22 protein-coding genes and 1 tRNA gene are annotated in these 24966 nt (G+C 62.8%); 18 read left to right on the top strand and 5 right to left on the bottom strand.

Features of this window, described 5'->3' with window-relative positions; all coding sequences use genetic code 11:
* Nucleotide 1: 1 nt before the first annotated feature.
* The 15 genes from ACFWP0_RS20365 (at nucleotide 2) to ACFWP0_RS20435 (ending at nucleotide 17099) form a co-directional block, all read left to right on the top strand.
* On the top strand, nucleotides 2-640 hold the full coding sequence (locus ACFWP0_RS20365) for a YfgM family protein (protein WP_377845064.1): 639 nt from the start codon (nucleotides 2-4) through the stop codon (nucleotides 638-640).
* A gap of 5 nt (nucleotides 641-645) precedes the next feature.
* On the top strand, nucleotides 646-1803 hold the full coding sequence (bamB, locus tag ACFWP0_RS20370; protein ID WP_377845066.1) for an outer membrane protein assembly factor BamB: 1158 nt from the start codon (nucleotides 646-648) through the stop codon (nucleotides 1801-1803).
* Nucleotides 1804-1828: 25 nt separating this feature from the next.
* On the top strand, nucleotides 1829-3181 hold the full coding sequence (der, locus tag ACFWP0_RS20375; protein WP_377845067.1) for a ribosome biogenesis GTPase Der: 1353 nt from the start codon (nucleotides 1829-1831) through the stop codon (nucleotides 3179-3181).
* Between the two features lie 3 nt (nucleotides 3182-3184).
* Nucleotides 3185-4258, top strand: coding sequence for a histidinol-phosphate transaminase (hisC, locus tag ACFWP0_RS20380; protein ID WP_377845069.1), 1074 nt, complete (start codon nucleotides 3185-3187; stop codon nucleotides 4256-4258).
* A 157-nt stretch (nucleotides 4259-4415) separates the two neighbouring features.
* Entirely contained in the window at nucleotides 4416-4652 is a 237-nt protein-coding gene (gene hfq / locus ACFWP0_RS20385; RefSeq protein WP_006218585.1) for an RNA chaperone Hfq, read from the top strand.
* A gap of 84 nt (nucleotides 4653-4736) precedes the next feature.
* A complete protein-coding gene (gene hflX, locus ACFWP0_RS20390) occupies nucleotides 4737-5843 on the top strand; it encodes a GTPase HflX (protein ID WP_377845070.1) in 1107 nt (368 codons plus the stop codon).
* Entirely contained in the window at nucleotides 5809-7110 is a 1302-nt protein-coding gene (gene hflK / locus ACFWP0_RS20395) for an FtsH protease activity modulator HflK (RefSeq protein WP_377845072.1), read from the top strand. The genes hflX and hflK overlap by 35 nt, the downstream gene beginning before the upstream one ends.
* 18 nt (nucleotides 7111-7128) lie before the next feature.
* Nucleotides 7129-8031, top strand: a complete 903-nt coding sequence (hflC, locus tag ACFWP0_RS20400; RefSeq protein ID WP_171664074.1) for a protease modulator HflC — start codon at nucleotides 7129-7131, stop codon at nucleotides 8029-8031.
* Between the two features lie 264 nt (nucleotides 8032-8295).
* On the top strand, nucleotides 8296-9453 hold the full coding sequence (locus tag ACFWP0_RS20405; protein WP_377845074.1) for an ATP phosphoribosyltransferase regulatory subunit: 1158 nt from the start codon (nucleotides 8296-8298) through the stop codon (nucleotides 9451-9453).
* Between the two features lie 76 nt (nucleotides 9454-9529).
* Entirely contained in the window at nucleotides 9530-10825 is a 1296-nt protein-coding gene (locus tag ACFWP0_RS20410) for an adenylosuccinate synthase (RefSeq protein WP_377845076.1), read from the top strand.
* 83 nt (nucleotides 10826-10908) lie between these two features.
* On the top strand, nucleotides 10909-11451 hold the full coding sequence (locus ACFWP0_RS20415; protein WP_057283744.1) for a phosphoribosyltransferase: 543 nt from the start codon (nucleotides 10909-10911) through the stop codon (nucleotides 11449-11451).
* A 253-nt stretch (nucleotides 11452-11704) separates the two neighbouring features.
* Complete coding sequence (gene rpsU / locus ACFWP0_RS20420) at nucleotides 11705-11917, top strand: 30S ribosomal protein S21 (protein ID WP_006218592.1); 213 nt, start codon at nucleotides 11705-11707, stop codon at nucleotides 11915-11917.
* Between the two features lie 19 nt (nucleotides 11918-11936).
* Nucleotides 11937-13994 carry a DNA primase gene (gene dnaG / locus ACFWP0_RS20425; protein ID WP_377845078.1) on the top strand — a complete coding sequence of 686 codons (2058 nt, stop codon included), beginning with the start codon at nucleotides 11937-11939 and terminating at the stop codon, nucleotides 13992-13994.
* A 746-nt stretch (nucleotides 13995-14740) separates the two neighbouring features.
* A complete protein-coding gene (gene rpoD / locus ACFWP0_RS20430) occupies nucleotides 14741-17011 on the top strand; it encodes an RNA polymerase sigma factor RpoD (protein ID WP_377845080.1) in 2271 nt (756 codons plus the stop codon).
* Between the two features lie 9 nt (nucleotides 17012-17020).
* Nucleotides 17021-17099 (top strand) — tRNA-Ile (locus ACFWP0_RS20435).
* A gap of 188 nt (nucleotides 17100-17287) precedes the next feature.
* Here ACFWP0_RS20435 and ACFWP0_RS20440 read toward each other — a convergent pair.
* Nucleotides 17288-18448: a class I SAM-dependent methyltransferase gene (locus tag ACFWP0_RS20440; protein ID WP_377845082.1), complete on the bottom strand. Its 1161-nt coding sequence runs from the start codon at nucleotides 18446-18448 to the stop codon at nucleotides 17288-17290.
* Between the two features lie 177 nt (nucleotides 18449-18625).
* On the opposite strand from ACFWP0_RS20440, the gene ACFWP0_RS20445 reads away from it, so the two are divergent.
* Nucleotides 18626-18862 (top strand): hypothetical protein, encoded by a 237-nt coding sequence (locus ACFWP0_RS20445; RefSeq protein ID WP_377845084.1) that lies wholly within the window; start codon nucleotides 18626-18628, stop codon nucleotides 18860-18862.
* A 78-nt stretch (nucleotides 18863-18940) separates the two neighbouring features.
* On the opposite strand, the gene ACFWP0_RS20450 is transcribed toward ACFWP0_RS20445, so the two are convergent.
* The 4 genes from ACFWP0_RS20450 to ACFWP0_RS20465 form a co-directional block, all read right to left on the bottom strand.
* Nucleotides 18941-19162 (bottom strand): hypothetical protein, encoded by a 222-nt coding sequence (locus ACFWP0_RS20450; protein WP_377845086.1) that lies wholly within the window; start codon nucleotides 19160-19162, stop codon nucleotides 18941-18943.
* A gap of 28 nt (nucleotides 19163-19190) precedes the next feature.
* The gene (locus ACFWP0_RS20455; protein ID WP_377845088.1) at nucleotides 19191-19964 is read right to left on the bottom strand and encodes a slipin family protein; all 774 of its coding nucleotides are present in this window, start codon (nucleotides 19962-19964) and stop codon (nucleotides 19191-19193) included.
* A gap of 43 nt (nucleotides 19965-20007) precedes the next feature.
* Nucleotides 20008-21480, bottom strand: coding sequence for a nodulation protein NfeD (locus tag ACFWP0_RS20460; RefSeq protein WP_377845089.1), 1473 nt, complete (start codon nucleotides 21478-21480; stop codon nucleotides 20008-20010).
* Nucleotides 21481-22264: 784 nt separating this feature from the next.
* Complete coding sequence (locus tag ACFWP0_RS20465) at nucleotides 22265-22546, bottom strand: hypothetical protein (RefSeq protein WP_377845090.1); 282 nt, start codon at nucleotides 22544-22546, stop codon at nucleotides 22265-22267.
* 124 nt (nucleotides 22547-22670) lie between these two features.
* Between ACFWP0_RS20465 and ACFWP0_RS20470 the strand changes: the two genes are divergently transcribed.
* Entirely contained in the window at nucleotides 22671-23438 is a 768-nt protein-coding gene (locus ACFWP0_RS20470) for a hypothetical protein (RefSeq protein ID WP_377845092.1), read from the top strand.
* Nucleotides 23439-23568: 130 nt separating this feature from the next.
* Entirely contained in the window at nucleotides 23569-24963 is a 1395-nt protein-coding gene (gene mdtD, locus ACFWP0_RS20475; RefSeq protein ID WP_377845094.1) for a multidrug transporter subunit MdtD, read from the top strand.
* Nucleotides 24964-24966 lie beyond the last annotated feature (3 nt).

Genomic DNA, 24966 nt, shown 5'->3' on the forward strand with positions numbered 1-24966 from the left:
CATGGCATACGATCTGGAAGAACAGGAAAAACTCGACGCGATCAAGGCGTGGTGGGCCCGTTACGGCACCCTGGTGTTCACGCTGGTGGCGGTCGTCGCCCTGGCTTGGGGCGGCTGGTGGGGCTGGAAGGCCTACGAGTCGCACCGCGCCAACCAGGCCATGGGCTACTTCGAAGCGCTGGAAGACGCGGCTCGTCTGGGCGGCGCCGATTCGGCGGTGCGCATCAAGACCGCCGCGGCGACGCTGCGCGAGCAGTATCCGGCCACGGGCTACGCCACGCGCGGCGCGCTGGTGGCCGCCCAGGCGCTGCAAGCCCAGAAGGATGAGGCCGGCGCCCGCGAACAGCTGGAATGGCTGGCCGCGCAGGGCAAGAATCCCGCCATGCAGGCCGTGGCGCGACTGCGCCTGGCGGGCATGCTGCTGGACCAGAAGCAATACGATGCCGCCTTGGCGCAGCTGAACAATCCGCCGGCCGCCTTTGCCGCCTTGTTCGCGGACCGCCGCGGCGATATCCTCGCCGCGCAAGGCAAGCGCGAGGAAGCGCGTGCGGCATGGCAAAGCGCCATCGATGGCCTGGGTACGGCAAACCCCCTGACCCAGGTTGTGCAGCTGAAATTGGATGCCCTGAGCGGAGCGTGACTGTAATGCGTAAATTTGCACCTGGCCGTACGTGGCGCGGCGCCGTTTTCCTGGCAAGCTTGCTTGCGCTGGGCGGATGCGGCATGTTTTCCCATGACGACGGCCGTTACGACCCCGCGCCCCTGACCGAGTACAAGGCCGGCATGTCCGTGCGCCAAGTCTGGTCCACGTCGATCGGCAGCGGCTCCGGCTTGGGCTTTGCGCCCACGGTGCTGGGCGATGCCGTCTACGCGGCCACGCCCGACGGCTCGGTCGGCAAGTTCGACCTGCAAAGCGGTCGCGCCATCTGGAAGGCCAAGACCGACGGCAAGCTGTCCGCCGGCGCGGGCAGCGATGGCACGACGACCGCCGTGGCTTCGCCCGACGGCGACGTGATCGCCTTCGACGACACCGGCAAGGTGAAGTGGAAGGTCCGCGCCACCAGCGACGTCAACGTCCCGCCCGCCGTGGGCTATGGCATCGTCGTGGTCCGCAGCGGCGACTACCGCATCCAGGCCTTCGACGCGAACAACGGCGAACGCGTCTGGAACGTGCAGCGCCCCGGCCCTTCGCTGGCCCTGCGCAGCGTGTCGCAGATGGTCCTGGCCGAAGGCCTGGTCATTACCGGCCTGCCCGGCGGCAAGCTGATGGCGATCGCCTCCAATAGTGGTAACGTGCAGTGGGAAGGAACCGTGGCGACGCCGCGCGGCGCCAGCGATCTGGAACGCCTGACCGACGTGGTCGGCGTGCCTCGCATCGCGGGCAACCTCCTGTGCGCGGTCGCATACCAGGGACGTATCGTCTGCTTTGATGTGACGGCCGGCGGGCGCCCGATCTGGGCCAAGGACTTCTCCAGCGTCAGCGGAATGTCCCTCGACGAGCGCTTTGCCTATTCCGCGGACCAGAACAGCGTGGTGAACGCGTTTGCGCTGGATAATGGCGGCAATGTCTGGAAGCAGGCGGCGCTGAAGAACCGCCAGCTCACCGCACCGGCTATGCTGGGTGGCGCGCTGGCCGTGGGCGACCTGGAAGGCTACGTGCACTTCCTGTCGCGCAGTGACGGCAGCCTGATGGCGCGGCTGTCCGTGGGTGGAGGCGCCGTCGTTTCGCCGCTGCAAACCACTCCCCAAGGAGTGCTGGTCCAGACGGGCAATGGCAATCTCGTCATGATCGGCACCAACTAAAACCTATAGAACAAAGCCTTACACCGTGTCTTTCAAGCCTGTCGTTGCCCTGGTCGGTCGCCCCAATGTGGGGAAGTCGACCCTTTTCAACCGCCTGACGCGATCGCGCGCCGCGCTGGTGGCCGATTATTCCGGCCTGACCCGCGATCGCCACTATGGCGAGGGCAGGGTAGGCGAGATTCCCTTCATCGCTATCGATACCGGTGGTTTCGAGCCCGTCGCCAAGGACGGCATCCTGCTGGAGATGGCCCGCCAGACCCGCCAGGCCATCGCCGAGGCCGACGTGGTGGTGTTTCTGGTGGATGCCCGCGCGGGCATCAACGCCCATGACCACGAGATCGCCCAGCTGCTGCGCAAGTCGGGCCAGCAGCGCGTGCTGCTGGCCGTGAACAAGGCGGAAGGCATGGGCCTGGGCGCCGCCATCTCCGAGTTCCATGAGCTGGGCCTGGGTCAGCCCTATCCCATTTCGGCGGCGCACGGCGACGGCATCGTCGACCTGATCGAGCTCGCGCTCAAGGACCTGGCCGAGCCGCCCTCCGAAGAGGAGCCGGGCGAGGAAGGCGAACACGATCACCGCATCAAGCTGGCGATCGTGGGCCGCCCCAACGTGGGCAAGTCCACGCTCATCAACACCCTCATGGGCGAAGAGCGCGTGATCGCGTTCGACATGCCCGGCACGACGCGCGACGCCATCGAGATCGATTTCGATCGCGACGGCCGTCGTTACACGCTGATCGACACCGCCGGCCTGCGCAAGCGCGGCAAGGTGTTCGAGGCGGTCGAGAAATTCTCCGTCATCAAGACCTTGCAGGCGATCGAAGCCAGCAACGTCGTGCTGCTGATGCTGGATGCGCAAACCGAAATTTCCGAACAGGACGCGCACATCGCCGGCTTCGTTCTGGAGACGGGCCGCGCGGTGGTGGTGGCCATCAACAAATGGGATGGCCTGGACGGCGAGGAAAAAGAACGCATCGAGCGCGAGTTCCAGCGCAAGCTGCGCTTCCTGTCGTTCGCGCGCATGCACACGATTTCCGCATTGCGCGGGCAGGGCATCAAGCCTTTGCTCAAGTCGATCAATTCCGCGCACGCCGCCGCCTTCGCCAAGCTGTCCACGCCCAAGCTGACGCGCGAGCTGCAAGCCGCCATCGAGCAGCAGCAGCCTCCGCGCAAGGGCATCTTCCGTCCCAAGATGCGCTATGCGCACCAGGGCGGACAGAACCCGCCGCTGGTCGTCATCCATGGCAACGCGCTCGACGCCATCCCCGACTCGTACCGGCGCTACCTCGAAACGCGTTTCCGCAATGCGTTCGACCTGGCCGGCACGCCGCTGCGCATCGAGTTCAAGTCTTCGCACAACCCCTACGCGCAGGAAAGCTGATCCATGAGCCGTTTCTGGAGTCCCGTTGTCGGGACGCTCAGTCCGTATGTTCCGGGCGAGCAGCCCAAGCTTCAGAACCTGGTCAAGCTGAACACCAACGAGCATCCCTACGGCCCGTCGCCCAAGGTGCTCGATGCGATCCGCGGGGCCTGCGACGATTCGCTCAAGCTCTATCCCGAACCCTCGTCCGACCGCCTGCGCCAGGCGATCGCCTCGGCCGTGGGCGTGCAGCCAGGCCAGGTGTTCGTGGGAAACGGTTCCGACGAAGTGCTGGCGCACGCGTTCCTGGCGCTGCTCAAGCATGAGCGTCCGCTGCGTTTTCCGGACATCACCTATAGCTTCTATCCGGTCTATTGCGGCCTGTACGGCATCAAGTACGAGACCATGCCGCTGACGGCCGACTTCCGCATCGACGTCGAGGACTACCTGCCCGGACGCAACGGCCAGGCGGGCGCCATCATCTTCCCGAATCCCAACGCGCCCACCGGCCGCGCGCTAGGCGCCGCGGAAGTCGAGCGCATCGTGGCCGGCAATCCCGACACGGTCGTCGTGGTGGATGAGGCCTATGTGGATTTTGGCGGAGAATCGGTCATCCCCCTGGTCGCGCGCTACGACAACCTGCTCGTCGTGCAGACGCTGTCGAAGTCGCGCTCGCTGGCGGGCCTGCGCGTCGGGTTCGCCGTCGGCAGCGCCGCGCTGATCGACGGGCTCGAACGCGTAAAGAACAGTTTCAACTCCTACCCCATTGATCGCCTGGCATCGGCCGGCGCAGTGGCGGCCTTGGAAGATACAGAGTACTTTGAGAAGACTCGCCGAGCCGTGATCGAAACCCGGTCGCGGATGACGGCGGGCCTGGAGTCGTTGGGGTTCGAGGTGCTGCCTTCGGCCGCGAATTTCGTGTTCGTCCGGCACCCCTCGAAAGACGCCTCGGGCCTGGCCGCCGCCTTGCGCGAGCGCAGCATCATCGTGCGCCATTTCCGCCATGCGCGCATTGATCAGTTCTTGCGCATTACCGTGGGCACCGAAGCGCAGTGCGAACTGCTTCTGAGTGCGCTTGCGGAGGTCCTGCAAGCGTGACCTTCAGGGGCTTTTCAGCCGGAAAACTCTGGTGTCATTTTTGCTTCCCGGTCAAGTAGCACGGGCCGGGAAAACCCTGTAGAGTACGTGTTTCGGCGTACACCACCAGTACAAAAAGTACGCCACCACTCAATAACAAACAAATGGAGCCTGGCCAATGAGCAATAAAGGGCAAACTCTGCAAGATCCGTTCCTGAACACGCTGCGCAAGGATCATGTGCCCGTGTCGATTTACTTGGTGAACGGTATCAAGCTTCAAGGGCAAATCGAATCTTTTGACCAGTACGTGGTGCTGCTGCGCAATACGGTCACGCAAATGGTCTACAAGCACGCCATTTCCACCGTCGTTCCCGCGCGCGCCGTGAATTTCCAGGTGGAAGTCCCTGCTGAGTAATCTCGCTCCAGCTTTACCTTTTATTGCCCGCCGGACGGTTTACGTCGGCGGGCATTTTCGCTTTGGCTCCAATATGGTGCATGTATGCGCGCTCTGATTATCAGCGTGGATCTGGGCGACCCAGACTTCACGGCCCATGCCGAGGAATTCGCCATGCTGGCCAAGGGCGCGGGCGCGGAAATCGTCGGCACTCTGACCGCCCGGCGCGACCGCCCCGACGCCAAGTTCTTCATCGGTTCGGGCAAGGCCGAGGAAGGCGTCGCGATGGCGCAGGCGCTGCTGGCCGATATCGTCCTGTTCGACCAGCCCTTGTCGCCCGCCCAGCAACGCAACCTGGAACGCGCGTTCAACCTGCGCGTGGTCGACCGTGTTGCGCTCATCCTGGACATCTTTGCGCTGCGCGCAAAGAGCCATGAGGGCAAGCTGCAGGTCGAGCTGGCGCAGCTGCAGCATCTGGCCACGCGCCTGACGCGCATGTGGAGCCACCTGGAGCGTCAACGCGGCGGTATCGGGATGCGCGGGCCCGGCGAATCCCAGCTTGAAATGGACCGCCGCATGATCGGCGCCAAGGTCAAGACGCTGCGCGAACGCCTGGACCGGGTCGAGCGCCAGCGCGTGACGCAACGCCGGGCGCGCGCCCGGGGCGGCGCGCTGTCGGTGTCGCTGGTGGGCTACACCAACGCCGGCAAGTCCACCTTGTTCAATGCGCTGACCCGGGCCGACGCCTACGCCGCCGATCAGCTGTTTGCGACCCTGGACACGACCACGCGCCGCATCTGGATCGAAGGGGCGGGGTCGGTGGTGGTGTCCGACACCGTCGGCTTCATCCGCGACCTGCCTCACGGTCTGATCGCCGCGTTCCGGGCCACGTTGGAAGAAACCGTGCACGCGGACCTGCTGCTGCACGTCGTGGATGCCGCCAGCCCGCAAAGGGATGAGCAGATTTTCGAAGTCAACAAGGTCCTCGCCGAAATCGGCGCTGCCGCGATTCCAACCATTCTGGTATACAACAAGATAGACCGGGCTGGCCTGGAACCCCGGATGGAGCGCGATGCACATGGTACGATTGCGCGAGTATTTGTAAGCGCCACCGAGCGCGCCGGTCTGGATGCGTTGCGCGGGGCAATTGCGGAGGCCGGACAGATTGTGGGAAACAATGCCGCGAATTATCAAACTCTTCAATCTGAATGACCCCGGTTGGGGTCGTGGGAACAACAATGGCTCCGAGCCGCCGCCGAAGCGGCCTCAAGGCAATGGAGACGGCCCTCCCGACCTGGACGAGGTCTGGCGCGATTTCAATAATCGCATCGGATCCCTCTTCGGTCGCAAGGGCGGGGGCGGCAATAACCGCCCTGGAAACCGTGGCGGCATGACGCCGCCTTCGCCGCGCGGCGCCCGCATCGGCCTGGGCGTCATTGCCCTGGTCGCGGCCGGCATCTGGCTGGCGAGCGGCTTCTACATCGTGCAGGAAGGCCAGGTCGCGGTCGTGACCCAGTTCGGCAAATACAAGAGCACGTCGCAAGCCGGTTTCCAATGGCGCCTGCCGTATCCCATCCAAAGCCACGAGATCGTCAACGTGTCGCAGCTGCGCACGTTCGAAGTCGGTTTCCGCGGCGGTTCGCGCAACAAGGTTCTGCCTGAGTCGCTGATGCTTACGACGGACGAGAACATCGTCGACATGCAGTTCGTCGTCCAGTATCGCCTGCGCGCCGACGGCGCACCCGACTACCTCTTCATGACGCGCGATCCTGACGAATCCGTCCGCCAGGCATCTGAAACCGCCATGCGCGAAGTCGTGGGCAAGCAGTCGATGGACTTCGTGCTGTACGAAGGCCGCACCACGGTCGCCTCGCAAGTCCAGGCGCTGATGCAGCAGATCCTGGACCGCTACCAGACGGGCGTGCAGGTCAGCACCGTCGCCATCCAGAACGTGCAGCCGCCCGAGCAGGTGCAGGCTGCGTTCGACGACGCCGTCAAGGCGGGTCAGGACCGCGAGCGCCAGATCAACGAAGGCCAGGCTTATGCCAATCAGGTCGTGCCGCTGGCCAGTGGCCAGGCGTCGCGCATGACGGAGCAGGCCGAAGGCTACAAGGCCAAGGTCGTGGGCGATGCGCAGGGTAATACTTCGCGCTTCACCAGCATTCTTGGCGAATACGAGAAGTCGCCCCTGGTCATGCGTCAGCGCATGTACCTGGAAAGCATGCAGGACATCTTCACGCGCGCCAGCAAGGTCATGGTCGACACCAAGAGCAACAACAACATGTTGTACCTGCCCTTGGACAAGATCATGCATCTGGCTGCCCAGGACGGCGGCAAGTCCAGCGTCGGCAATCCTGGTTCTCCCGCTCTGGTCAGCCCGCCCGTCCAGCCGCCGTTGCGCGGCAGCGCCGTGCCGGTGCCCCAGCCCTCCGGCAGCAGCAATAGCAACACGCTGCCCCGCGACCGTACGTCGCGCTAACCCGGAGGAGTCCTGATCATGCAACGTCTTATGCCTATCCTGGTCGGCCTGCTCATTGTGCTCGCCGTCCTTTCTTCCAGCGTGTTCGTCGTCCGCGAACGCGACTACGCGCTGGTGTTCTCGCTTGGTGAAGTGCGCAAGGTCATCAGCGAACCCGGCCTGTATTTCAAGGCCCCGCCGCCGTTCCAGAATGTCGTCACGCTCGACAAGCGCATTCTGACCATCGAAACCAACGAAGCCGAACGCATCCAGACTTCTGAAAAGAAGAACCTGCTGATCGATTCCTACGTCAAGTGGCGCATCGCGGACCCCCGCCTGTTCTACGTGACGTTTGGCGGCAACGAGCGCGCGGCTCAAGAGCGCCTGCAAGCCCAGATCCGCGACGCGCTGAACGCATCGGTCAACGTGCGCACGGTGCGCGACGTGGTTTCCACCGAACGCGACAAGATCATGGCCGAAATCCTGACCAACGTTGCGAAGCGCGCCGAGCCTCTGGGCGTGCAGATCGTCGACGTGCGTCTGCGCCGGATCGAGTTCGCGCCGGAAATCTCGGAATCGGTGTACCGCCGCATGGAAGCGGAGCGTACGCGCGTCGCCAACGAGCTGCGTTCCATCGGCGCCGCCGAAGGCGAAAAGATCCGCGCCGAGGCTGACCGCCAGCGTGAAGTCATCGTGGCCCAGGCGTATGCCAAGGCCCAGGGCATCATGGGCGAGGGCGATGCCGCCGCGGCATCGATCTACGCGCAGGCCTATGGCAAGAATCCGGATTTCTACACGTACTACAAGAGCCTGGAAGCCTACCGGGCTTCGTTCTCGAAGCCGGGCGACGTGCTGGTGGTCGACCCCAGCTCCAGCTTCTTCCAGTTCATGAAGGATCCGGCCGGCGCCGCTCTGGCCCCGGTTACCGTGCCGGCCAAGTGATGCGGCAGCGGTAGCAGGAAAGACAAGCCCCTTGGTAATCCAAGGGGCTTTTTCGCATCTGGGCGCGTGGGAATGGCCTTCCCGGCCGTATTGGGGACAGTCTCGTGCACGGGCTTTGGCGGCTGGCGCTGGCCGCTGAACCATGTACAATACCGCGTAAGCTAGAAAACATTCCGCAGCGGCTGAGCGGGCTTACGCCCCCTCAGCCGCTTTTTCGTTTGGGCGACGCCCACGCATCACTTGGCGTTATTCAGGTAAACATTCATGGGTAACTGGTTGCTGCCCGAGAGCCTTGCCGACGTACTTCCGGCAGAGGCCCGGCGCATCGAGGAATTGCGCCGCGAACTTCTCGATTTGTACCGTACTTACGGCTTCGAGCTGGTCGCGCCGCCCCTGGTCGAGTACATCGATTCATTGCTGTCCGGCACCGGTAGCGATCTGGATCTGCGCACCTGCAAGTTGATCGACCAACTGTCGGGTCGCACGCTGGGCGTACGCGCGGACATGACTCCTCAGGTGACGCGCATCGATGCGCACTTGTTGAATCGTGCCGGCGTTACCCGCCTGTGCTACTGCGGCAACGTGCTGCATGCCCGTCCGGCGGACTTGCTGTCCAGCCGCGAGCTGCTGCAAATCGGCGCCGAGATCTACGGTCATGCCGGCTTCGAAGCCGATCTGGAGATCATCCAGCTCGTGCTGGAAACCGTCGCGATCGCCGGCGTGCGCAATCCCCGCCTGGACTTGTGCCATCCGGGCGTGCTGCGCGCCATCCTGGAGTCGGATCCGGCGGCCGCGGCCTTGTCGCAGGACGTGATCCGCCTGATGCGCGACAAGGATGTACCCGGGTTGGGCGAGCTGGCGGCGCGTGCGCCCGGCATGCGTCCCGATACCTTGAAGGCGCTGCAGTTGTTGCCCAATTTGTATGGCGGCCAGGAAGTACTGGAAGAAGCGCGTCGGGATTTGCCTTCGCTGCCCGGCGTCGTCGCGTCGCTTGATGCATTGCAGGTCGTGGTTGACGCCATGCCGAATGTCTCGTTCAGCGTCGACCTGGCCGATGTCGCCGGCTATGGCTACCATTCCGGCGTGAAGTTCGCGCTGTATGCGGAAGGCTGGCGCGATGCGCTGGTCAGCGGCGGCCGCTATGACGATGTCAGCCGTGCGTTTGGCCGGGCGCGTCCGGCCACCGGCTTCAGTCTTGATTTACGCAAACTGGCGGCGGGTTTGCCGCCAGCGGAACGGGCGCGAGCGGTTCGCGCGCCCTGGGGGCAGGCCCCCGCCTTGACCGAGGCGGTTCGCCGTCTGCGCCGGTCAGGGGAGATTGTCGTTCAGGTATTGCCCGGTCACGAGCAGGATCAGGACGAATTCGTTTGCGATCGCGAGCTGGCGCTGCAGGATGGCGCCTGGACGGTCAGAACGCTGTGACTAACTCCCTCTCGGAAACGAGAGGGCCGCGGGGAGATTTCCGGATTTCCCGAGAAACTCGATATTGATTCGTAACATGAGCAAGAACGTAGTCGTAATCGGCACCCAATGGGGTGACGAGGGCAAGGGCAAGATCGTCGACTGGCTGGCGGAATCCGTCCAGGGCGTGGTCCGCTTCCAAGGCGGTCACAATGCCGGCCATACGCTGTGGATCAACGGCAAGAAGACGATTCTTCGCCTGATCCCGTCGGGCATCATGCATCCCGGTGTCACCTGCTTCATCGGCAATGGCGTCGTGCTGTCCCCGGAAGCCCTGCTCAAGGAAATCGAAGAGCTTGAGGCCGCCGGTCTGGACGTGCGTTCGCGCCTGCAGATTTCTGAAATCTGCCCGCTGATCCTGCCCTACCACGTCGCCATCGACAAGGCGCGCGAGGCGCGCAAGGGCGAAGGCAAGATCGGCACGACCGGTCGCGGCATCGGCCCGGCGTACGAAGACAAGGTGGCCCGCCGCGCGCTGCGCGTGCAGGATCTGTTCAATCCCGCGCTGTTCGACGAAAAGCTCGCCGAAGTGCTGGATTACCACAACTTCGTGCTGACCAAGTACCTAGGCGCCGAGGCGGTTTCCGCCAATGAAGTGCGCGACCAGGCCATGGCGCTGGCTCCGGCCATCGCCCCGATGGTCAAGGACGTGTCGAGCAATCTGTACGCCATGCAGCAGGAAGGCAAGCGCATCCTGTTTGAAGGCGCGCAAGGCGCGTTGCTGGATGTCGACCACGGCACCTACCCCTTCGTGACCAGCAGCAACTGCGTTGCGGGCGCAGCCTCGGCCGGCGCCGGCGTGGGTCCGCAGCAGCTGGACTACGTCCTGGGCATCACCAAGGCCTACACCACCCGTGTTGGTTCGGGTCCGTTCCCCACGGAACTGGTCGACGAGATCGGCACGCGCCTGGCCACGATCGGCAAGGAATTCGGCTCGGTCACCGGCCGTCCGCGTCGCTGCGGCTGGTTCGATGGCGCCGCGCTGAAGCGCTCGGTCCGCCTGAATGGCATTTCCGGCCTGTGCATCACCAAGCTGGACGTGCTGGACGGCCTGGAAACCATCCAGCTGGGCGTCGGCTACCGCGTCAACGGTGAATTCCGCGACGTGCTGCCTTACGGCGCGCACGCCGTGGCCCAGGCGCAGCCGGTGCTGGAAGAGCTGCCGGGCTGGTCGGAATCGACCGTCGGCATCACCGAGTACGACAAGCTGCCCGCCGCCGCCCGTCGTTACCTGGAGCGTGTCGCCGAAGTCTGCGGCGTGCCGGTGGACCTCGTGTCGACCGGTCCGGACCGCAACGAAACCATTGTCCTGCGTCATCCCCTGAAGGGCTGACATCGGGTTATCATTCCAAAGGCCGCCGCCGGTCTCATACCGGCGGCGGCCTTTTCGTATCTTTAAGCAGGAGATGCTTGCCTATGAGCACGCCGACCAATGATGACAGCCATCTGTGGGTGACGTGGGACGATTACAACCGCTTGATCGAGCGCCTTACCCTGCAGGTGCATCAATCGGGCTGGAAGTTCGACAAGATTCTGTGCCTGGCGCGCGGCGGCATGCGTGTCGGCGATGTCATGTCCCGTATTTTCGACGTGCCGCTGGGTATCCTGGCCACGAGCAGCTACCGCGAAGCGGCCGGCACGAAGCAGGGCGATATGGACATCGCCCAGTTCATCACCATCACGCGCGGCACGCTGTCCGGGCGGGTGTTGCTGGTGGACGACATGGTGGATACCGGCAAGACGTTCAATAAGGTCTACGACCACCTGAAGCGCCAGTTCGCCGATATCACCGAACTGCGCAGCGCCGTGCTGTGGTGGAAGGGGCATTCCCAGGCAACGCCCGACTACTATGTCGACAAGTTGCCCACGAATCCATGGATTCACCAGCCTTTCGAGGACTACGACAGCCTGCGCCCGCATCAGCTGGAAGCCTGGATCCGCAAGGGCTCCCAGAGCTGAGCATGCATGTCCGAAGGACGGGAGCCTGTCGGCCTACCGTCCTCCTAGTAGTCAAAATGGTGATGACCATGCTAGAATCGCTGGTTATCGCTAAACCGAACTTGGCTTGTTACTCTTTGGGTAGTCTTTGGGTAACGGAAACAGCTAGCTTTAAGCCTGAGAGAATCACTTGGGCTGCGCTTTGGAGCGTTGCTGGTAAGCAAGCCAGGTTTGTCATCAACTTTTGTTACCCTACAAGCAGGCCAATTACTTTATGCCTATCGTTCGACTGAAGGAAAACGAACCGTTTGAAGCCGCTCTGCGCCGCTTCAAGCGCACCATCGAAAAGACCGGTTTGCTCACCGAGCTGCGTTCGCGCGAGTTCTATGAGAAGCCCACGGCTGAGCGCAAGCGCAAGCATGCTGCCGCCGTGAAGCGCCACTACAAGCGCATCCGTAGCCAACAACTGCCCCCGCGCCTGTATTGATTTTTGATTCCCGAATCTATTGATTCCAGAATCATTCATCCAGGATCTACTCGCCCGAGTCGACGTCGTCGACATAGTCGGGCGATATGTGCAGTTGCGAAAGGGTGGGGCCAATTTGCTTGGCCTGTGTCCCTTTCATAACGAAAAAAGCCCGTCGTTCACTGTCAGCCCCACCAAGCAGTTCTATCACTGCTTCGGCTGTGGAGCACATGGCAGCGCCATCACATTCCTGATGGAGCATACGGGCACCAGTTTCCCCGAAGCCGTGCGTACGCTCGCGGCTTCGGCGGGAATGACGGTCCCCGAAGAAAACCGCAGTCCACGCCAGCAACAGGAATCCGCCCGCCGCAAGGCCGAGGAGTCCCGCCACACGCAGGTGCTGGATGCCGCCCAGGCGCATTATCTGAAGCAGTTGCGCGCATCGCCCGCGGCGATCCGTTATCTGAAGCAGCGCGGCCTGACCGGCGAAATCGCGGCGCATTTTGGCCTGGGTTGGTCTGGCACTGACCGCCATGGCCTGTCGCAGGTGTTTCCGAATTACGAAGACCCCACTCTTGTGGAGTCCGGACTGGTCATCGAGTCCGAGGACGGACGCCGCTACGACCGTTTTCGCGAACGCATCATGTTCCCGATCCGCAATGTGCGGGGCAGCTTGATCGGGTTCGGCGGCCGCATTATCGGCAAGGGCGAGCCCAAGTACCTGAACTCCCCCGAAACCCCCTTGTTCTCGAAGGGCCAGGAGCTCTACGGACTTTGGGAGGCGAGGCAGGCCATCCGCCAGGAAGGGCAGGTCATCGTCGTCGAAGGCTACATGGACGTGGTCGGACTGGCGCAGCAGGGCATTGCCAATGCCGTCGCGACGCTGGGCACCGCCACCACGCCGGATCACGTGAAGAAGCTTTTGCGCGCAAGCGATAAAGTGATCTTCAGTTTTGACGGGGACGGAGCAGGACGGCGAGCCGCCTGGCGCGCGCTGCAGGCTTGCCTGCCGGTGCTCAGGGACGATATCGCAATCCGCTTCCTGTTCCTGCCGTCCGAGCATGACCCCGATTCGTATGTCCGAGAGCTGGGCGCCGAGGCGTTCCGGGCCTGCCTGGGCGATGCCGTCGCCTTGTCGCGATTCCTGCTGGACGAGCTGGCATCGCGGCACAACATGACCGAGGCCGAAGGGCGGGCCAGTTGCCTGCACGAAGCCAAGCCGCTGTTGGCTGCGATTCCCGAATGCGCGCTGCGCGTACAGATCGAGCGGGAAATGGCCAAGCTGGTGCAGTTGACGCCCGAGGAAATGGCGCAAGTGCTGGCGCAGCAGCCTGCCAAGCCTTTCGCCCCGGCGCCCAAACCGGGCGCGGGGGCGGGCGAGGCGGCCGCGCTTGCCGGGGCGGCGCATGACCATGACGGGGGGCTCCCTGACATGGGCTATGACTTCGCCGGGCATGATTTCCATGACATTCCCGCCGACGAGCCGGATTACGCCGACTATGGCCACTTCCCATCGCAGGGCGGCGAGCCGTCCGGCGCAAGTGGCCAGCGCGGCGGCAAGCAGGAATGGAAGGGCAAGAGCGACTGGAAGGGGAAAGGCGACTGGAAGGGCGGCAAGGGCAACTGGAAGGGCCGTCGCGACAACGACGTCGGCGGCTTCGAGGGGCGCCGCACCATGCCGTCGCTGGCCAAGCGCCTGCTGGGATTGTTGCTGGCCCATCCCGAACTGGTGGACTCCATGGGAGATCAGCAGCTTGAAGTCATCGACCACGGCCCCCATCTAGGTTTGGTCAGGGATTTGATCATGCTGGCCCAATCGAGCGGCGCGCGTCATGTCGGCGCGTTGTTGGAGGCTGCCGAGCCGGATTCCGACCTGGCGACCGTGCTGAAAGGGTTGCGGGCTGACATCTTGTCCCAAGAGGACCTGCCGGATCCGCAGACTGAATGGGATGATGCGCTTCGTCGCATCGAGTTCGATTCGGCCAAGGTCGAAATGGCCAAGCTGGCCGCCACCGGCCTGACGACGGACGAGGCGCGCAAACGCTACCTGGAGCTGTCCAGCCGCATGGCGGTGCTGAAAGGTGCCGGGATACGGTAAATGCGCTAAAATCGAAGGTTGTCCGCTGGCAGAGGCGTCAATTTCTGCGGGCGGGAGGGAAGGAAATCAGGAAAAAGTCCGGAAACGTTCGGACGAGTCCAAAGTGAAGCCCGAAGTGATGTGCGGTTCGTTGCAGTCGATTGTTGCTTGATTGAAGTCGAATTTCGTTTGAATATTGGCTGAAATTTGAGGGCATTTCTGATGCAGCAGCGCGGAGGGAAAAATGTAGCGCGGCAGGCGGAATCTATTCCGGCTGCCGGAATCTAATTGTTGTACGAGTTTGACGCGAGGGCTTTGTCCCCGGGTGCGGGTTTTTACGCATCCCAAGAAAAAAAGCGGACGCGCGCGTCAAATTTGTTACATAGTTAATTAATATAGCTGAGCGGTGAATTACGCAGTTCGGCGGCGGTTATTTCCGCGTGGCGTTAGTGGTTTGGGTGCTGTGTACACATAAGCTGCTTGGGGCAATGGCCCGATAAGCAAGCAAAGCCTTTTATAGGCAGGCAGCCCCCCCGACGTCCGGAATCCACCGACGAATGAGGTCATGCACGCCAGGCGCCAGGACGGTATTGCACCGCATCGGCGTCAAGCGGGCTCGCAAGAGCTGGCGCTGCGAACAACGCAGCCGCGTGATCTCCGCCGATTCACCAGTTTTACCCGTATGCACGCCGCGTTGGGCCACCGTCCAGGGCGGCTTTATGCGGTGCAACATGCCCAAACGGGTTGCGACGACCACGGAAGCGACTATGACCAAATCCACCGGCAAATCCTCCTCTGCAATTGAAGCGGCCGAAACCAAGGCCCTGACGGCCAAGCGCGCCGTCAGCATGGCGGCGGAAAAAGCGCCCGCCAAGACGGCGGTGAAGGTCGCCAAGCCCGCTGCCAAGACGGCTGCCAAAAAGGCTACCAAGACGGCTGCCGCGGCTGACAAGCCCGAAAAGGTGACGAAGGCCCGCGCCAAGAAGGCTGAAGACAAGCTCGCCGACCTGGTCGGCAGCGCGCGCCCCGTCGTGCCGAGCGGCCGCCGCCCGGGCCGCCCCGCCAAGAATGCGAACAATGATTCCGACGGCTTCGACGACACGATGGACGGCGAGGGCGAAGTCCTGCCCGACCTGAAGCCGCCCAAGCGCGGCGGCAAGCGCGGCAAGGCCGATCCCAAGGATCTGATTGCCCGCGGCCCCGTGACGCCGGAAGAATACGAAGCCCGCCGCAACCGCCTGAAGCAGCTGATCAAGCTGGGCAAGGACCGCGGCTACCTGACGTACGGCGAAATCAACGACCATCTGCCTGATGACCTGGTCGACGCCGAAGCCATCGACGGCATCATCAGCACGTTCAGCGACATGGGCATCGCGGTCTACGACCAGGCGCCCGACGCAGAAACGCTGCTGATGAGCGAAAACGCGCCGGTCGCGTCCAACGACGACGACGTCGAAGACGAAGCCGAAGCCGCGCTGACCACCGTGGATTCCGACTTCGGCCGCACCACCGACCCCGTGCGCATGTACATGCGCGAAATGGGTTCGGTCGAACTGCTGACCCGCGAAGGCGAAATCGAAATCGCCAAGCGCATCGAAGACGGCCTGAAGCACATGGTCATGGCCATCTCGGCCTGCCCGACCACGATCAACGAGATCCTGGCCCACATCCTGCGCGTGCGGGAAGGCCAGGCGCAGATCGACGAAGTCGTCGACGGCCTCGTTGATCCGGAAGACGGCGAAGAATACGCCGGCGCCGGCGTCACCGCGGATGAAGACGAAAGCGATGACGGCCCCGCGGGCGGCATGTCCAGCAAGCAGCTGGAAGACCTGCGCGTGAAGGCCCTGGCCAAGTTCGACGAGGTCAGCAAGCAGTTCGACAAGATGCGCCTGTCGTACGAGAAGGACGGCTACAAGTCGGACATCTACGTGCGCGCCCAGGAATCCATCCAGAACGAACTGATGGGCATCCGCTTCACCGCCAAGATGGTGGAAAAGCTGGCCGATACGCTGCGCAACCAGGTAGAGGAAGTGCGCCAGCTTGAGCGCGCCGTTCTGCACACGTGTGTGGACCGTGCCGGCATGCCGCGCCTGCACTTCATCAAGGTGTTCCCGGGCAATGAAACGAACCTGCAATGGGTCGTCGACGAAGTCGCCGCGGGCCATCCGTACGCCGAGACGCTGGAGCGCCAGATCCCGGCCGTGCAGGAATTGCAGCAAAAGCTGATCGACCTGCAAACGCGCGTCGTGCTGCCGCTGAAGGACCTGAAGGACGTCAACAAGCGCATGGCCACCGGCGAAGCCAAGGCTCGCAAGGCCAAGCGCGAAATGACCGAGGCCAACCTGCGCCTGGTGATCTCGATCGCCAAGAAGTACACGAACCGCGGCCTGCAGTTCCTGGATCTGATCCAGGAAGGCAACATCGGCCTGATGAAGGCCGTGGACAAGTTCGAATACCGTCGCGGCTACAAGTTCTCGACCTACGCCACGTGGTGGATCCGGCAGGCCATCACGCGTTCCATCGCCGACCAGGCGCGCACCATCCGTATCCCGGTTCACATGATCGAAACGATCAACAAGATGAACCGGATCAGCCGTCAGATCCTGCAGGAAACCGGCGCCGAGCCGGATCCCGCGACCCTGGCGCAGAAGATGGACATGCCCGAGGACAAGATCCGCAAGATCCTGAAGATCGCCAAAGAGCCGATCTCCATGGAAACGCCGATCGGCGACGACGACGATTCGCACCTGGGCGATTTCATCGAGGACACGTCCACGCTGGCGCCTTCCGACGCGGCGCTGCACGGTTCCATGCGCGATGTGGTCAAGGAAGTGCTAGACTCTCTCACCCCGCGTGAAGCCAAGGTCCTGCGTATGCGTTTCGGCATCGAAATGAGCACCGACCAGACCCTGGAAGAAGTGGGCAAGCAATTCGACGTCACGCGTGAGCGCATCCGCCAAATAGAGGCTAAAGCGCTGCGCAAGCTGCGTCACCCGAGCCGGGCCGATAAGCTGAAGAGCTTCCTGGAAGGGCAGTAACTTTTTCCTGGGCCTCTAGCTCATGCCTGGTTAGAGCAGCGGACTCATAATCCGTTGGTGCCGAGTTCGACTCTCGGGGGGCCTACCAAGAAAATCCTGAGAAATCAGGTACCTACAGCCGCCAGCAATGGCGGCTGTTTCGTTTTCGGCGTCTGCTGTGACCAAAATGCGACCGCTTCCGCATCGGCTGCGAGGTGGGGCGGTGCCAAGTGGGGGCATACTTCTGGACCATTTCGGCGGTGAAGCATTCAGCGTAAATGATGGCAAACCGTCTGGCTAAGGCTTGCGAATGACGAAGTGCAGCAGGCTCCTGGTGAACGCTCTGTGTGCTGGAATCTTGTAGTGATCGAACGCGATTCGCATCAGTCCATCGTCGATCTTGTCCGGGTACATGGCAAGCAAGGATGGCTCATACCCGTCCAGGACAATGTTGTCGTGGATGGATTGCCCGATTGCCAGTTCGAAGTCATGGTAGGAAATGCCAGCCCCCCATCGAGCCAACGTCTCCGTCATCATTTCCGAGGCAGTCTGCTGAATGGAATTTCTGAAGTCGGCCCGAGGGGAGCAAGGAGAGTAGTCCCGTTGAATCCACGGCGGGAGCGCGGAATAGTACGGGAGCAAGCTGGTGTGGTCGTCGTAAACGGCAAACCGATTAGGGGTGTCGGCAACGACTAATAATCCACCCGACTTCAAGGTGGACCAGGCGGCTTGCAGAGTATCGCGCCGCTCGTCTTCGGTCATGTGCTCAAGAACCGCGCAGAGCACAACGAGATCGACGTTCTCGCCTGTTTTGTAGAACTCGGAAGACGCGTTGAACTGCCCGTCATGAAACTCGACGTTGCTGAACCCGAAGGACCGAAGGCGGGATCGGGCGGCGTCGGTGGCCTTCGTGTCAATCTCAAAGCTGATGAGCCTGGAAACTTTCCGAGCAAAGGCGAGGGTACTGGAACCCGTTCCAGATCCGACTTCCAGCGCAGTCAGCGTCGACATATCCGGAGCGACCGTTTCGAGCCACGTAGCAATCCAGCGCTCAAAGACTCGGTATCGATGTTCGGTGTGTGCGGACAGGTCTCGCTCGAACACTTCGGTGTTCGATATGTCAATCAGTGGATTGTCGCGGTAGAAGGTCTGCAGCATGACCTCTCTGAACTCGGCTTGAAACGACTCCGGGATGAACAGCGTATCCCAATGGGGCTGAAAAGAGGCGTCGTTAGCGAGCAGGGTCCCAGCGGAGAGAATCGTGTACTTGCTTTCGAGATCCGTGGCGGTCTGCTGGGATGAGCGCAGTTGCAATTCCAATTGATCAGCGACCGCAGTTGCAGCCTGCAATTGAGTCTGGAGTTGCGCATTCGCTTCCCGGGCACAGTCTCGTTCGTGAATAACCCTGCGGATTGCTGGAAAGGAAAGCAGTATCTTTTTCGCCAGTTGCCGAACCATCTGAGTCCCTGTATCGGATGCTATTTGAAGTGCCATGGGTGTCGCCCGCGGATTGTAAGCTTCAACGACGCGAGCCGCCCGCCAATTCTGAGCCGGCGGTGCTCGCCGGCAGCGGACGCAACGCTCTCGAGTGTCTGCTATAAGGGTTGCTATAGCATCTCAGTAGGGCGAAGGAAAATGTCAATTCAAACGTTGAGCCGTTGCGGTGTAGCGCTGTTTCTCGTCGCACTTGGCTCTGGGTGCTCCTGGGTCGGTCTCGGGGATTCGGGCCGTAGCGGAGAGTGCAAGTGGTACCGCAGCAGCTGCCTTTATGAAGGGGCGTATGAGTCGGGAGAGGAGGACTATGCGGAAGAGGAAGCGAAGCGCCTGAACAAGGCGTCATCCGACAGGCTGCGCCGCAGCTCTGGCGATTGATCTGGGTTCGCGCGGCGATCTGTGCGGCGCAATCAAAAAGCCTTCCGTCTTGCTGACCGGAGGGCTTTTTGTTTTTAGCTATTCGCTGACGTGATTGATCTTGAGCGAGTCCGGATCTATCCCGCCATGGCGGAGCCGGGCATCGATGTCCTCGCGTTCTCCGGATGTGGGGCCCACGGCGGGCAGGTCAAGCTTGTTAGCCAGTTCTCTCTTGGCCTGGAGGATGCTGGACGCATCGCCGTCCAGCAGGGCGACGCCATCCGAGCCGTCGGTCTTCTTGAAGCTGATCTGGGTCTTCATCTCGCCTCCTGTTGAGCGGGTTATCCGCCTACGTGCCTGCCTGGTTTTTCTCTACCAGTCCCTTGAGCACCTGCCCAAGTTCGGTAGGGAAGGGGAACACTATGGTCGAGTTGTTCTGCGTGCCTATCATGGCCAGTGTGCTCAGATAGCGCAACTGCATTGCTTCAGGCTGCTGCGCGAGGGTGCGCGCGGCGTTCAGCAGCATCTGGGCCGCCTGTTCCTCCCCTTCGGCATGGATGATCTTGGCGCGCCTTTCGCGTTCTGCCTCGGCCTGGCGGGCGATGACGCGGATCATGCTTTCGTTCAGGTCTATGTGCTTGATCTCCACGTTCGCTACCTTGATGCCCCACGCATCGGTTTGCGAATCGAGGATCTCCTGCACGTCGTTGTTCAGCTTGTCGCGCTCCGAGAGCATTTCGTCCAGGTCGTGCTTGCCCAAAACCGAGCGCAGCGTCGTCTGCGCCAGTTCGCTCGTCGCCTGCCGGAAGTTCTCCACCTGGATCACGGAGCGTTCCGGATCGATGACGCGGAAGTAGATGACGGCATTCACTTTGACCGACACGTTGTCGCGCGAGATCACATCCTGGCTGGGAACGTCGAATACGCTCATGCGCTGGTCCACGCGCACCATTTGCTGGACGACCGGAATCATCAGGATCAGCCCCGGGCCTTTGACGCCGGTGAAGCGTCCCAGCGTGAAAATCACGCCGCGCTCGTATTCGCGCAAGATGCGGACGGCCAATGCAAACAGCCCGACAATCAGGATAAAAATGGGACCGTAGATAGCGAGTTGCATCAACATGGCAGGCTCCGGAAGTTAAGGGGTCGATGTTGCGTAGGGCGCCTCAACGTCTCGGGGGCGCGGCTGGCGCAGGCGGACTTGTGTCCGCCCGGACATGCAAGGTCACGCCTTGCACGGCGGCGATCACTACCGTGTCGCCCGGCGCCAGGCCTGTCGGACCGACCGCCCGCCAGCGTTCTCCGGCCGCGGATACATGGCCTTGCTCTCCTTGCCAGCTCAGCACCCTGATGCGCTGGCCGATCAGCGCCTCGGCCCCGCTGACGATAGGCGCCCGGCGTGATCGCAGCGCCAGCCGGCCGATCAGGAACGTCATCCCCAGGCTCACGATCGCCACGCCAGCGATGAACGGAAGCGATACCTCGAAGGCCGGGGAATCCGTGTCGATGAGCAGGAGGGAGCCCAGGACGAAGGAAATGGCGCCTCCTATTCCCAGGATTCCGACCGACGGCGTGAATATCTCCGCCACCATGAGCACGGCTCCCAGCAAGGCCAGCGCAAGTCCGGCATAGGTCAGCGGCAGCGCGGACAATGCATAGAGGCCGACCAGCAGACAGATCGAGCCGATGACGCCCGGATAAAGGGAGCCGGGGCTCATGAACTCGAAGATCAGTCCGTACACGCCCACCATCAAGAGCAGCAGCGCCAGGTTGGGGTTCGTAATGACGCTCAGCGCGCGGGTGCGCCAATCGGGTTCTCGATGGTCGAGCCGCAGCCCCTTGCTGTGCAGGACCGTCTCGCTGTTGCCGACCCTGACGGTTCGCCCGTCCACCTGGTCCAGCAGATCCGGTATGTCGTCGGCGATCAGGTCGATCACCTTCTGCGCGCGCGCCTCGCCGGCCGACAGGCTGGCCGCGGAACGGACCGCCTGTTCCGCCCAGTCGGCATTGCGGCCGCGCAGGGCGGCCAGGGACCGGATATAGGCGACCGCGTCATTGATCGCCTTGGCTTCGCTCGCGTCCTTGGGGGCTGCTGTACGCGGGTTACCGTCAGCCCGCTCCGGCGCTTGTTTGTCGCCGGGCTTGTCTGTGGGGCCTGGCTCCTTGTCGGCCGGCCGGGGAAAGCCGCCGCCGATCGAGATCGGGGTGGCGGCTCCCAGATTCGTCGCGGGCGCCATTGCCGCGATATGGCTCGCGTAAAGGATGTAGGTGCCGGCGCTGGCCGCGCGCGACCCGTTGGGGCTTACGTATGAAATCACGGGAACAGGCGAGGCGAGGATCGCGCGGATGATGTCGCGCATCGAAGTGTCGAGCCCGCCGGGTGTATCTATGCGCAGCACCACTAGCGCTGCGTTCTGCTCGCGCGCGGCAGCCAAGCCGCGGATCAGGTAATCCGCCGTGGCGGGACCGACGATTCCGTCCAGGGACAGCACGACGGCGGATCGCTGGGGGGAGGCGTCTCGGGCGGTTTCGCCCCAAGCGTTGACGATTGCCAATGCCCATAGCAAAGCGATAACGCACACCGTACGGAGCGTTGAACGCGGTCCGGTCGTACGGCTCTGGAGTCTGAGGATGACCATGAGCAGGGTCCCTCCGGAGGCATTTCAGGGCGGCAGCGACGCCCCTTGTTCAACTGTACACACAACTCGCCTTACGGTCGATCAGCGACGCATAGCCGCCACCCCATGGCGGCCTGCTGCGTTTACGGTGTGACGCTTTTGCCAATCCCCATACCTTGACACTGGTGGATTCCACCGCCACTATGGAGCACTGGATTCTCTTTCACGAGTGCGTCCCTTATAAGCCCGCCAATGAAAATTGAGCGGGCTTTCGTGCCTTCAACGTATGAAATGAGGTACGAAAATGTCGAATCGAGCAGTACGGCGCGCGCATGTGGCACGTTTGAAAAAGGCCCGGCGGTTTTGGTGGGGGTATGAGCTAAGCCCTAAAGAGCTGGGACGCGTGGCGCGAACGCCCAAGCCTTGCAGTTGCTGGATGTGCGGAAACCCTCGCCGGGTCGGTGAAGAACATGTCAGCGTTCTGCGATTGCGTCAGCGCAAACTCTACGGCGAGTGAGCCCGCCGAGGCTGCCTTCCTCCCGCCCGGACGCGGCGCTATGATGAACTTACATTGGCAGGAGGGCGCTATGTGGACCTGTACACAATGTGGTTGCAAGGTGGGGCAGCTGGACGTGCCGATTGAAACGGACGCGCACGAAGGCTGCTATTTCGAGTGCCCTGCGTGCAAGGCGCACAATCCCTTGCTGAGCGTGGGCGGGAACGGGCCGGACGATGCAATAGAGCTGGTCCAGCCCCCGTCGGCTGCTCGCGAGAAGGGCCCTTGAGTCAGGACAGCCTGACGCCGCTACGAGACAAACCCTGCCGGCAATTCTCCGCCGGCAACTTCAAACGCAAAGGCCACGTCCGAGGTCGGGAACCAGTACGTCCGGGTTTCTGATCCCTGCGTAGCCGCCCGGCTCGTCGGGGCGGGCACCCGGACGACGCGCGCGTGAAATCCGGACAGGTCCAAGGCGGTGCAGTAGAGCGCCACGCGGCTTCCTGCCTTGGCGTCGTGGTCGTCGCCAAAGATGACTTCGGTCTCGGAGCCTTTTCTCAAGACAACGACATATTTGATCGATTCGGTCATGGCTGCCCCCCTCCATGCCGGGGCGAGACTATTGTGCGCTGGCAACCATTCTAAGGGGCCGCCACGCCGGATGCTGGTATAACGCTTTCGGACCGTCCCCTATTCATCCCAGTAAAGGAAAGCTGTGTCGACCAAGCTATCGGCAAGTCGCCTAATCGCGCTGACTGCATGCGCCCTCAAGCAGCAGGGCGCGCGGCTGATGACCAGCGCGCCGTGGTCGTTGGCCGTTTTCGTGCTGTCGCTGCCAATCGTGCTGCTCGCGCCCAGGTTGATCGAATTGGCGCATCCGGGGCTGGTCGCCCTTGTTGCCGTCGTCAATCTGCTGGCGCTGGTGCGCGTGTCGATGTCGTGGCACAGGCTGATCGCCCTGAGCGGGCCGGCGGAGGGGCCGGCCTGGCGCCTGGGCAGGGCGGGGTGGAAGTACCTGGGGCTGGTGGTGGTGTTCGCCGTTGTCGCGGCGGCACTTGTATCCGCGAACGACGTGATGCCGTTCCTTGTGTACGTCGCCTTGAACAATGTCGGCGGCGACGTGCTGTTCTTTGGCAGTGTGCTTGCGGCCTGGGCAGTGATGTGGGGAGGCGTGCCGTATGTGCTCGGCACTTTTGCGTTAAGCCTGCCTCGCGTGGCGGTATCGGGAAAATATGACTTCCTGCGGATGCGCAAGTTGAGGGCCAGCATCTGGCCGCTGGTCGGTGTGCAGCTGATGCTGATCGGCTCGGCCGCCCTGGCTCGCGACACGTTGAGCCGTGCGATGTTCGCGAGGTCCGGCGGCTCGTTTGCATTCGGCTCCCTGGGCATCCTGTTTTGCGCCGCGTCGGTCCTGATGGCGACGGCGATGTGCGCGGTCGCATATCGGGAACTGGCGCGCGGCGCCGGCGATGGCGCCGCGTGATCGTCCGGCCTGATCGCGCCGCGCGGCGTGGATCGTGGCTGTAAGGACTTAGGCTCTCGTCGGCCGCGCAAGCTCGGGTGCCGGGCTGATGTCAGCGGCCAGTCGGCATGTGCGGAGTACGATTTACGCCATGCCGAAAACCTCATCACACCAAGCCCTGCTCTGGGTCGTCGCGGCGTGCTTTTTCATGCAGACGCTGGATACCACGATCGTCAACACCGCGTTGCCGGCCATGGCCCGCAGCCTGGGCGAGGATGTGCTGGCGTTAAAGCCCGTGGTGGTGGCGTATACCTTGACGATGGCCATGCTGACCCCGGCTTCGGGCTGGCTGGCGGACCGCTATGGCACGCGGCGCGTATATCTGGCCGCGATCCTGATCTTCGCGGTGGGCTCAATTTTTTGCGCTGCAGCACAAACGCTGACTCAGCTTACGATCGCCCGCGTGGTCCAGGGCGTGGGCGGGTCCATGCTGTTGCCCATTGGAAGGCTCGCGGTGTTGCGCACGGTGCCGGGCGATCAGTACATATCGGCTTTGGCTTTCGTGTCGATCGCGGGCCAGATCGGCCCTATTTTTGGGCCTACGCTGGGCGGCTTGCTGGTGCAGGTGTCAAGCTGGCACTGGATCTTCGTGATCAACGTGCCGATCGGGATAGCGGGCCTGCTGGCAGTGCGGCGCTACCTGCCCGAGGACGCGTTGACCGACGTCGCGCCATTCGACGTGCTGGGCTGCGGCTTGCTGTCCCTGTGCATGGTGTCCTTTTCGCTGGGGCTGGATCTGCCCGCCGGCGATGGCCGCATGGCATGGTCGACGGCCTTGTTCGTCGTGAGCGCGCTGGCGGTGCTGCTTTACGTGCTGCATGCGCGGCGGCGTGAAAATCCATTGTTCCAGCTGCGCTTGTTCGGCGAGCCCAATTTCAGCGTGGGCCTGATCGGCAACCTGGTGTGCCGGATCGGGTGCAGCGCGGTGCCGTTCCTGCTGCCATTGTTGTTCCAGTTGCAGTTGGGCTTTACCCCATTGCAGTCCGGCTTGATGATGCTGCCCGCGGCTATCGCCGGCACCGTGTCCAAACCCTGGATTGCCCCCTTGGTGCGGCGCTTTGGCTATGAGGCATTCTTGCTGGTGAACACGGTGCTGGTGGGGGCATCGATCATGTCGTTCGCGGCGATTTCTCCCGGATGGCCGCTTGCGCTGCAGATGGCGCAGCTCGCTTTGTTTGGCGCCACCAATTCCATGCAATTCGCGGCGATGAACAGCGTCACGCTCAAGGGCCTGAGCAAACGGGATGCCGCCAGCGGCAACAGCCTTTTCTCGATGATCCAGATGCTGGCGATCGGCCTGGGCGTCACGATCGGAGGCGGCCTGGTGGGGCTGTTTTCCAGCGAAGGCAACGCCGCTCTCGGCAGGGCGTTTGCCCTGAGCTTTCTTTGCGTGGGCGCGATCACGCTGCTGTCGGCGTGGGTGTTCCGGCGGCTGGATATGACGGGTGTGGGCGGTGCGCAAGCCAACCGCGGCGCCGCGGGGTGAAGG

It is taken from the genome of Achromobacter sp. NPDC058515, assembly GCF_042721735.1.
Taxonomy (GTDB): Bacteria; Pseudomonadota; Gammaproteobacteria; order Burkholderiales; family Burkholderiaceae_B; genus Achromobacter.

What these genes read in the sequence shown, in the direction of transcription:
- mdtD (WP_377845094.1), top strand. Translation starts at nt 23,569, where the DNA reads ATGCCGAAAACCTCATCACACCAAGCCCTGCTCTGGGTCGTCGCGGCG.
- rpoD (WP_377845080.1), top strand. Translation starts at nt 14,741, where the DNA reads ATGACCAAATCCACCGGCAAATCCTCCTCTGCAATTGAAGCGGCCGAA.
- ACFWP0_RS20410 (WP_377845076.1), top strand. Translation starts at nt 9,530, where the DNA reads ATGAGCAAGAACGTAGTCGTAATCGGCACCCAATGGGGTGACGAGGGC.
- rpsU (WP_006218592.1), top strand. Translation starts at nt 11,705, where the DNA reads ATGCCTATCGTTCGACTGAAGGAAAACGAACCGTTTGAAGCCGCTCTG.
- ACFWP0_RS20455 (WP_377845088.1), bottom strand. Translation starts at nt 19,964, where the DNA reads ATGTTGATGCAACTCGCTATCTACGGTCCCATTTTTATCCTGATTGTC.
- ACFWP0_RS20365 (WP_377845064.1), top strand. Translation starts at nt 2, where the DNA reads ATGGCATACGATCTGGAAGAACAGGAAAAACTCGACGCGATCAAGGCG.
- ACFWP0_RS20450 (WP_377845086.1), bottom strand. Translation starts at nt 19,162, where the DNA reads ATGAAGACCCAGATCAGCTTCAAGAAGACCGACGGCTCGGATGGCGTC.
- ACFWP0_RS20405 (WP_377845074.1), top strand. Translation starts at nt 8,296, where the DNA reads ATGGGTAACTGGTTGCTGCCCGAGAGCCTTGCCGACGTACTTCCGGCA.
- hflC (WP_171664074.1), top strand. Translation starts at nt 7,129, where the DNA reads ATGCAACGTCTTATGCCTATCCTGGTCGGCCTGCTCATTGTGCTCGCC.
- hflK (WP_377845072.1), top strand. Translation starts at nt 5,809, where the DNA reads ATGCCGCGAATTATCAAACTCTTCAATCTGAATGACCCCGGTTGGGGT.
- ACFWP0_RS20440 (WP_377845082.1), bottom strand. Translation starts at nt 18,448, where the DNA reads ATGGTTCGGCAACTGGCGAAAAAGATACTGCTTTCCTTTCCAGCAATC.
- hflX (WP_377845070.1), top strand. Translation starts at nt 4,737, where the DNA reads ATGCGCGCTCTGATTATCAGCGTGGATCTGGGCGACCCAGACTTCACG.
- hisC (WP_377845069.1), top strand. Translation starts at nt 3,185, where the DNA reads ATGAGCCGTTTCTGGAGTCCCGTTGTCGGGACGCTCAGTCCGTATGTT.
- ACFWP0_RS20465 (WP_377845090.1), bottom strand. Translation starts at nt 22,546, where the DNA reads ATGACCGAATCGATCAAATATGTCGTTGTCTTGAGAAAAGGCTCCGAG.
- hfq (WP_006218585.1), top strand. Translation starts at nt 4,416, where the DNA reads ATGAGCAATAAAGGGCAAACTCTGCAAGATCCGTTCCTGAACACGCTG.
- bamB (WP_377845066.1), top strand. Translation starts at nt 646, where the DNA reads ATGCGTAAATTTGCACCTGGCCGTACGTGGCGCGGCGCCGTTTTCCTG.
- ACFWP0_RS20415 (WP_057283744.1), top strand. Translation starts at nt 10,909, where the DNA reads ATGAGCACGCCGACCAATGATGACAGCCATCTGTGGGTGACGTGGGAC.
- ACFWP0_RS20460 (WP_377845089.1), bottom strand. Translation starts at nt 21,480, where the DNA reads ATGGTCATCCTCAGACTCCAGAGCCGTACGACCGGACCGCGTTCAACG.
- ACFWP0_RS20445 (WP_377845084.1), top strand. Translation starts at nt 18,626, where the DNA reads ATGTCAATTCAAACGTTGAGCCGTTGCGGTGTAGCGCTGTTTCTCGTC.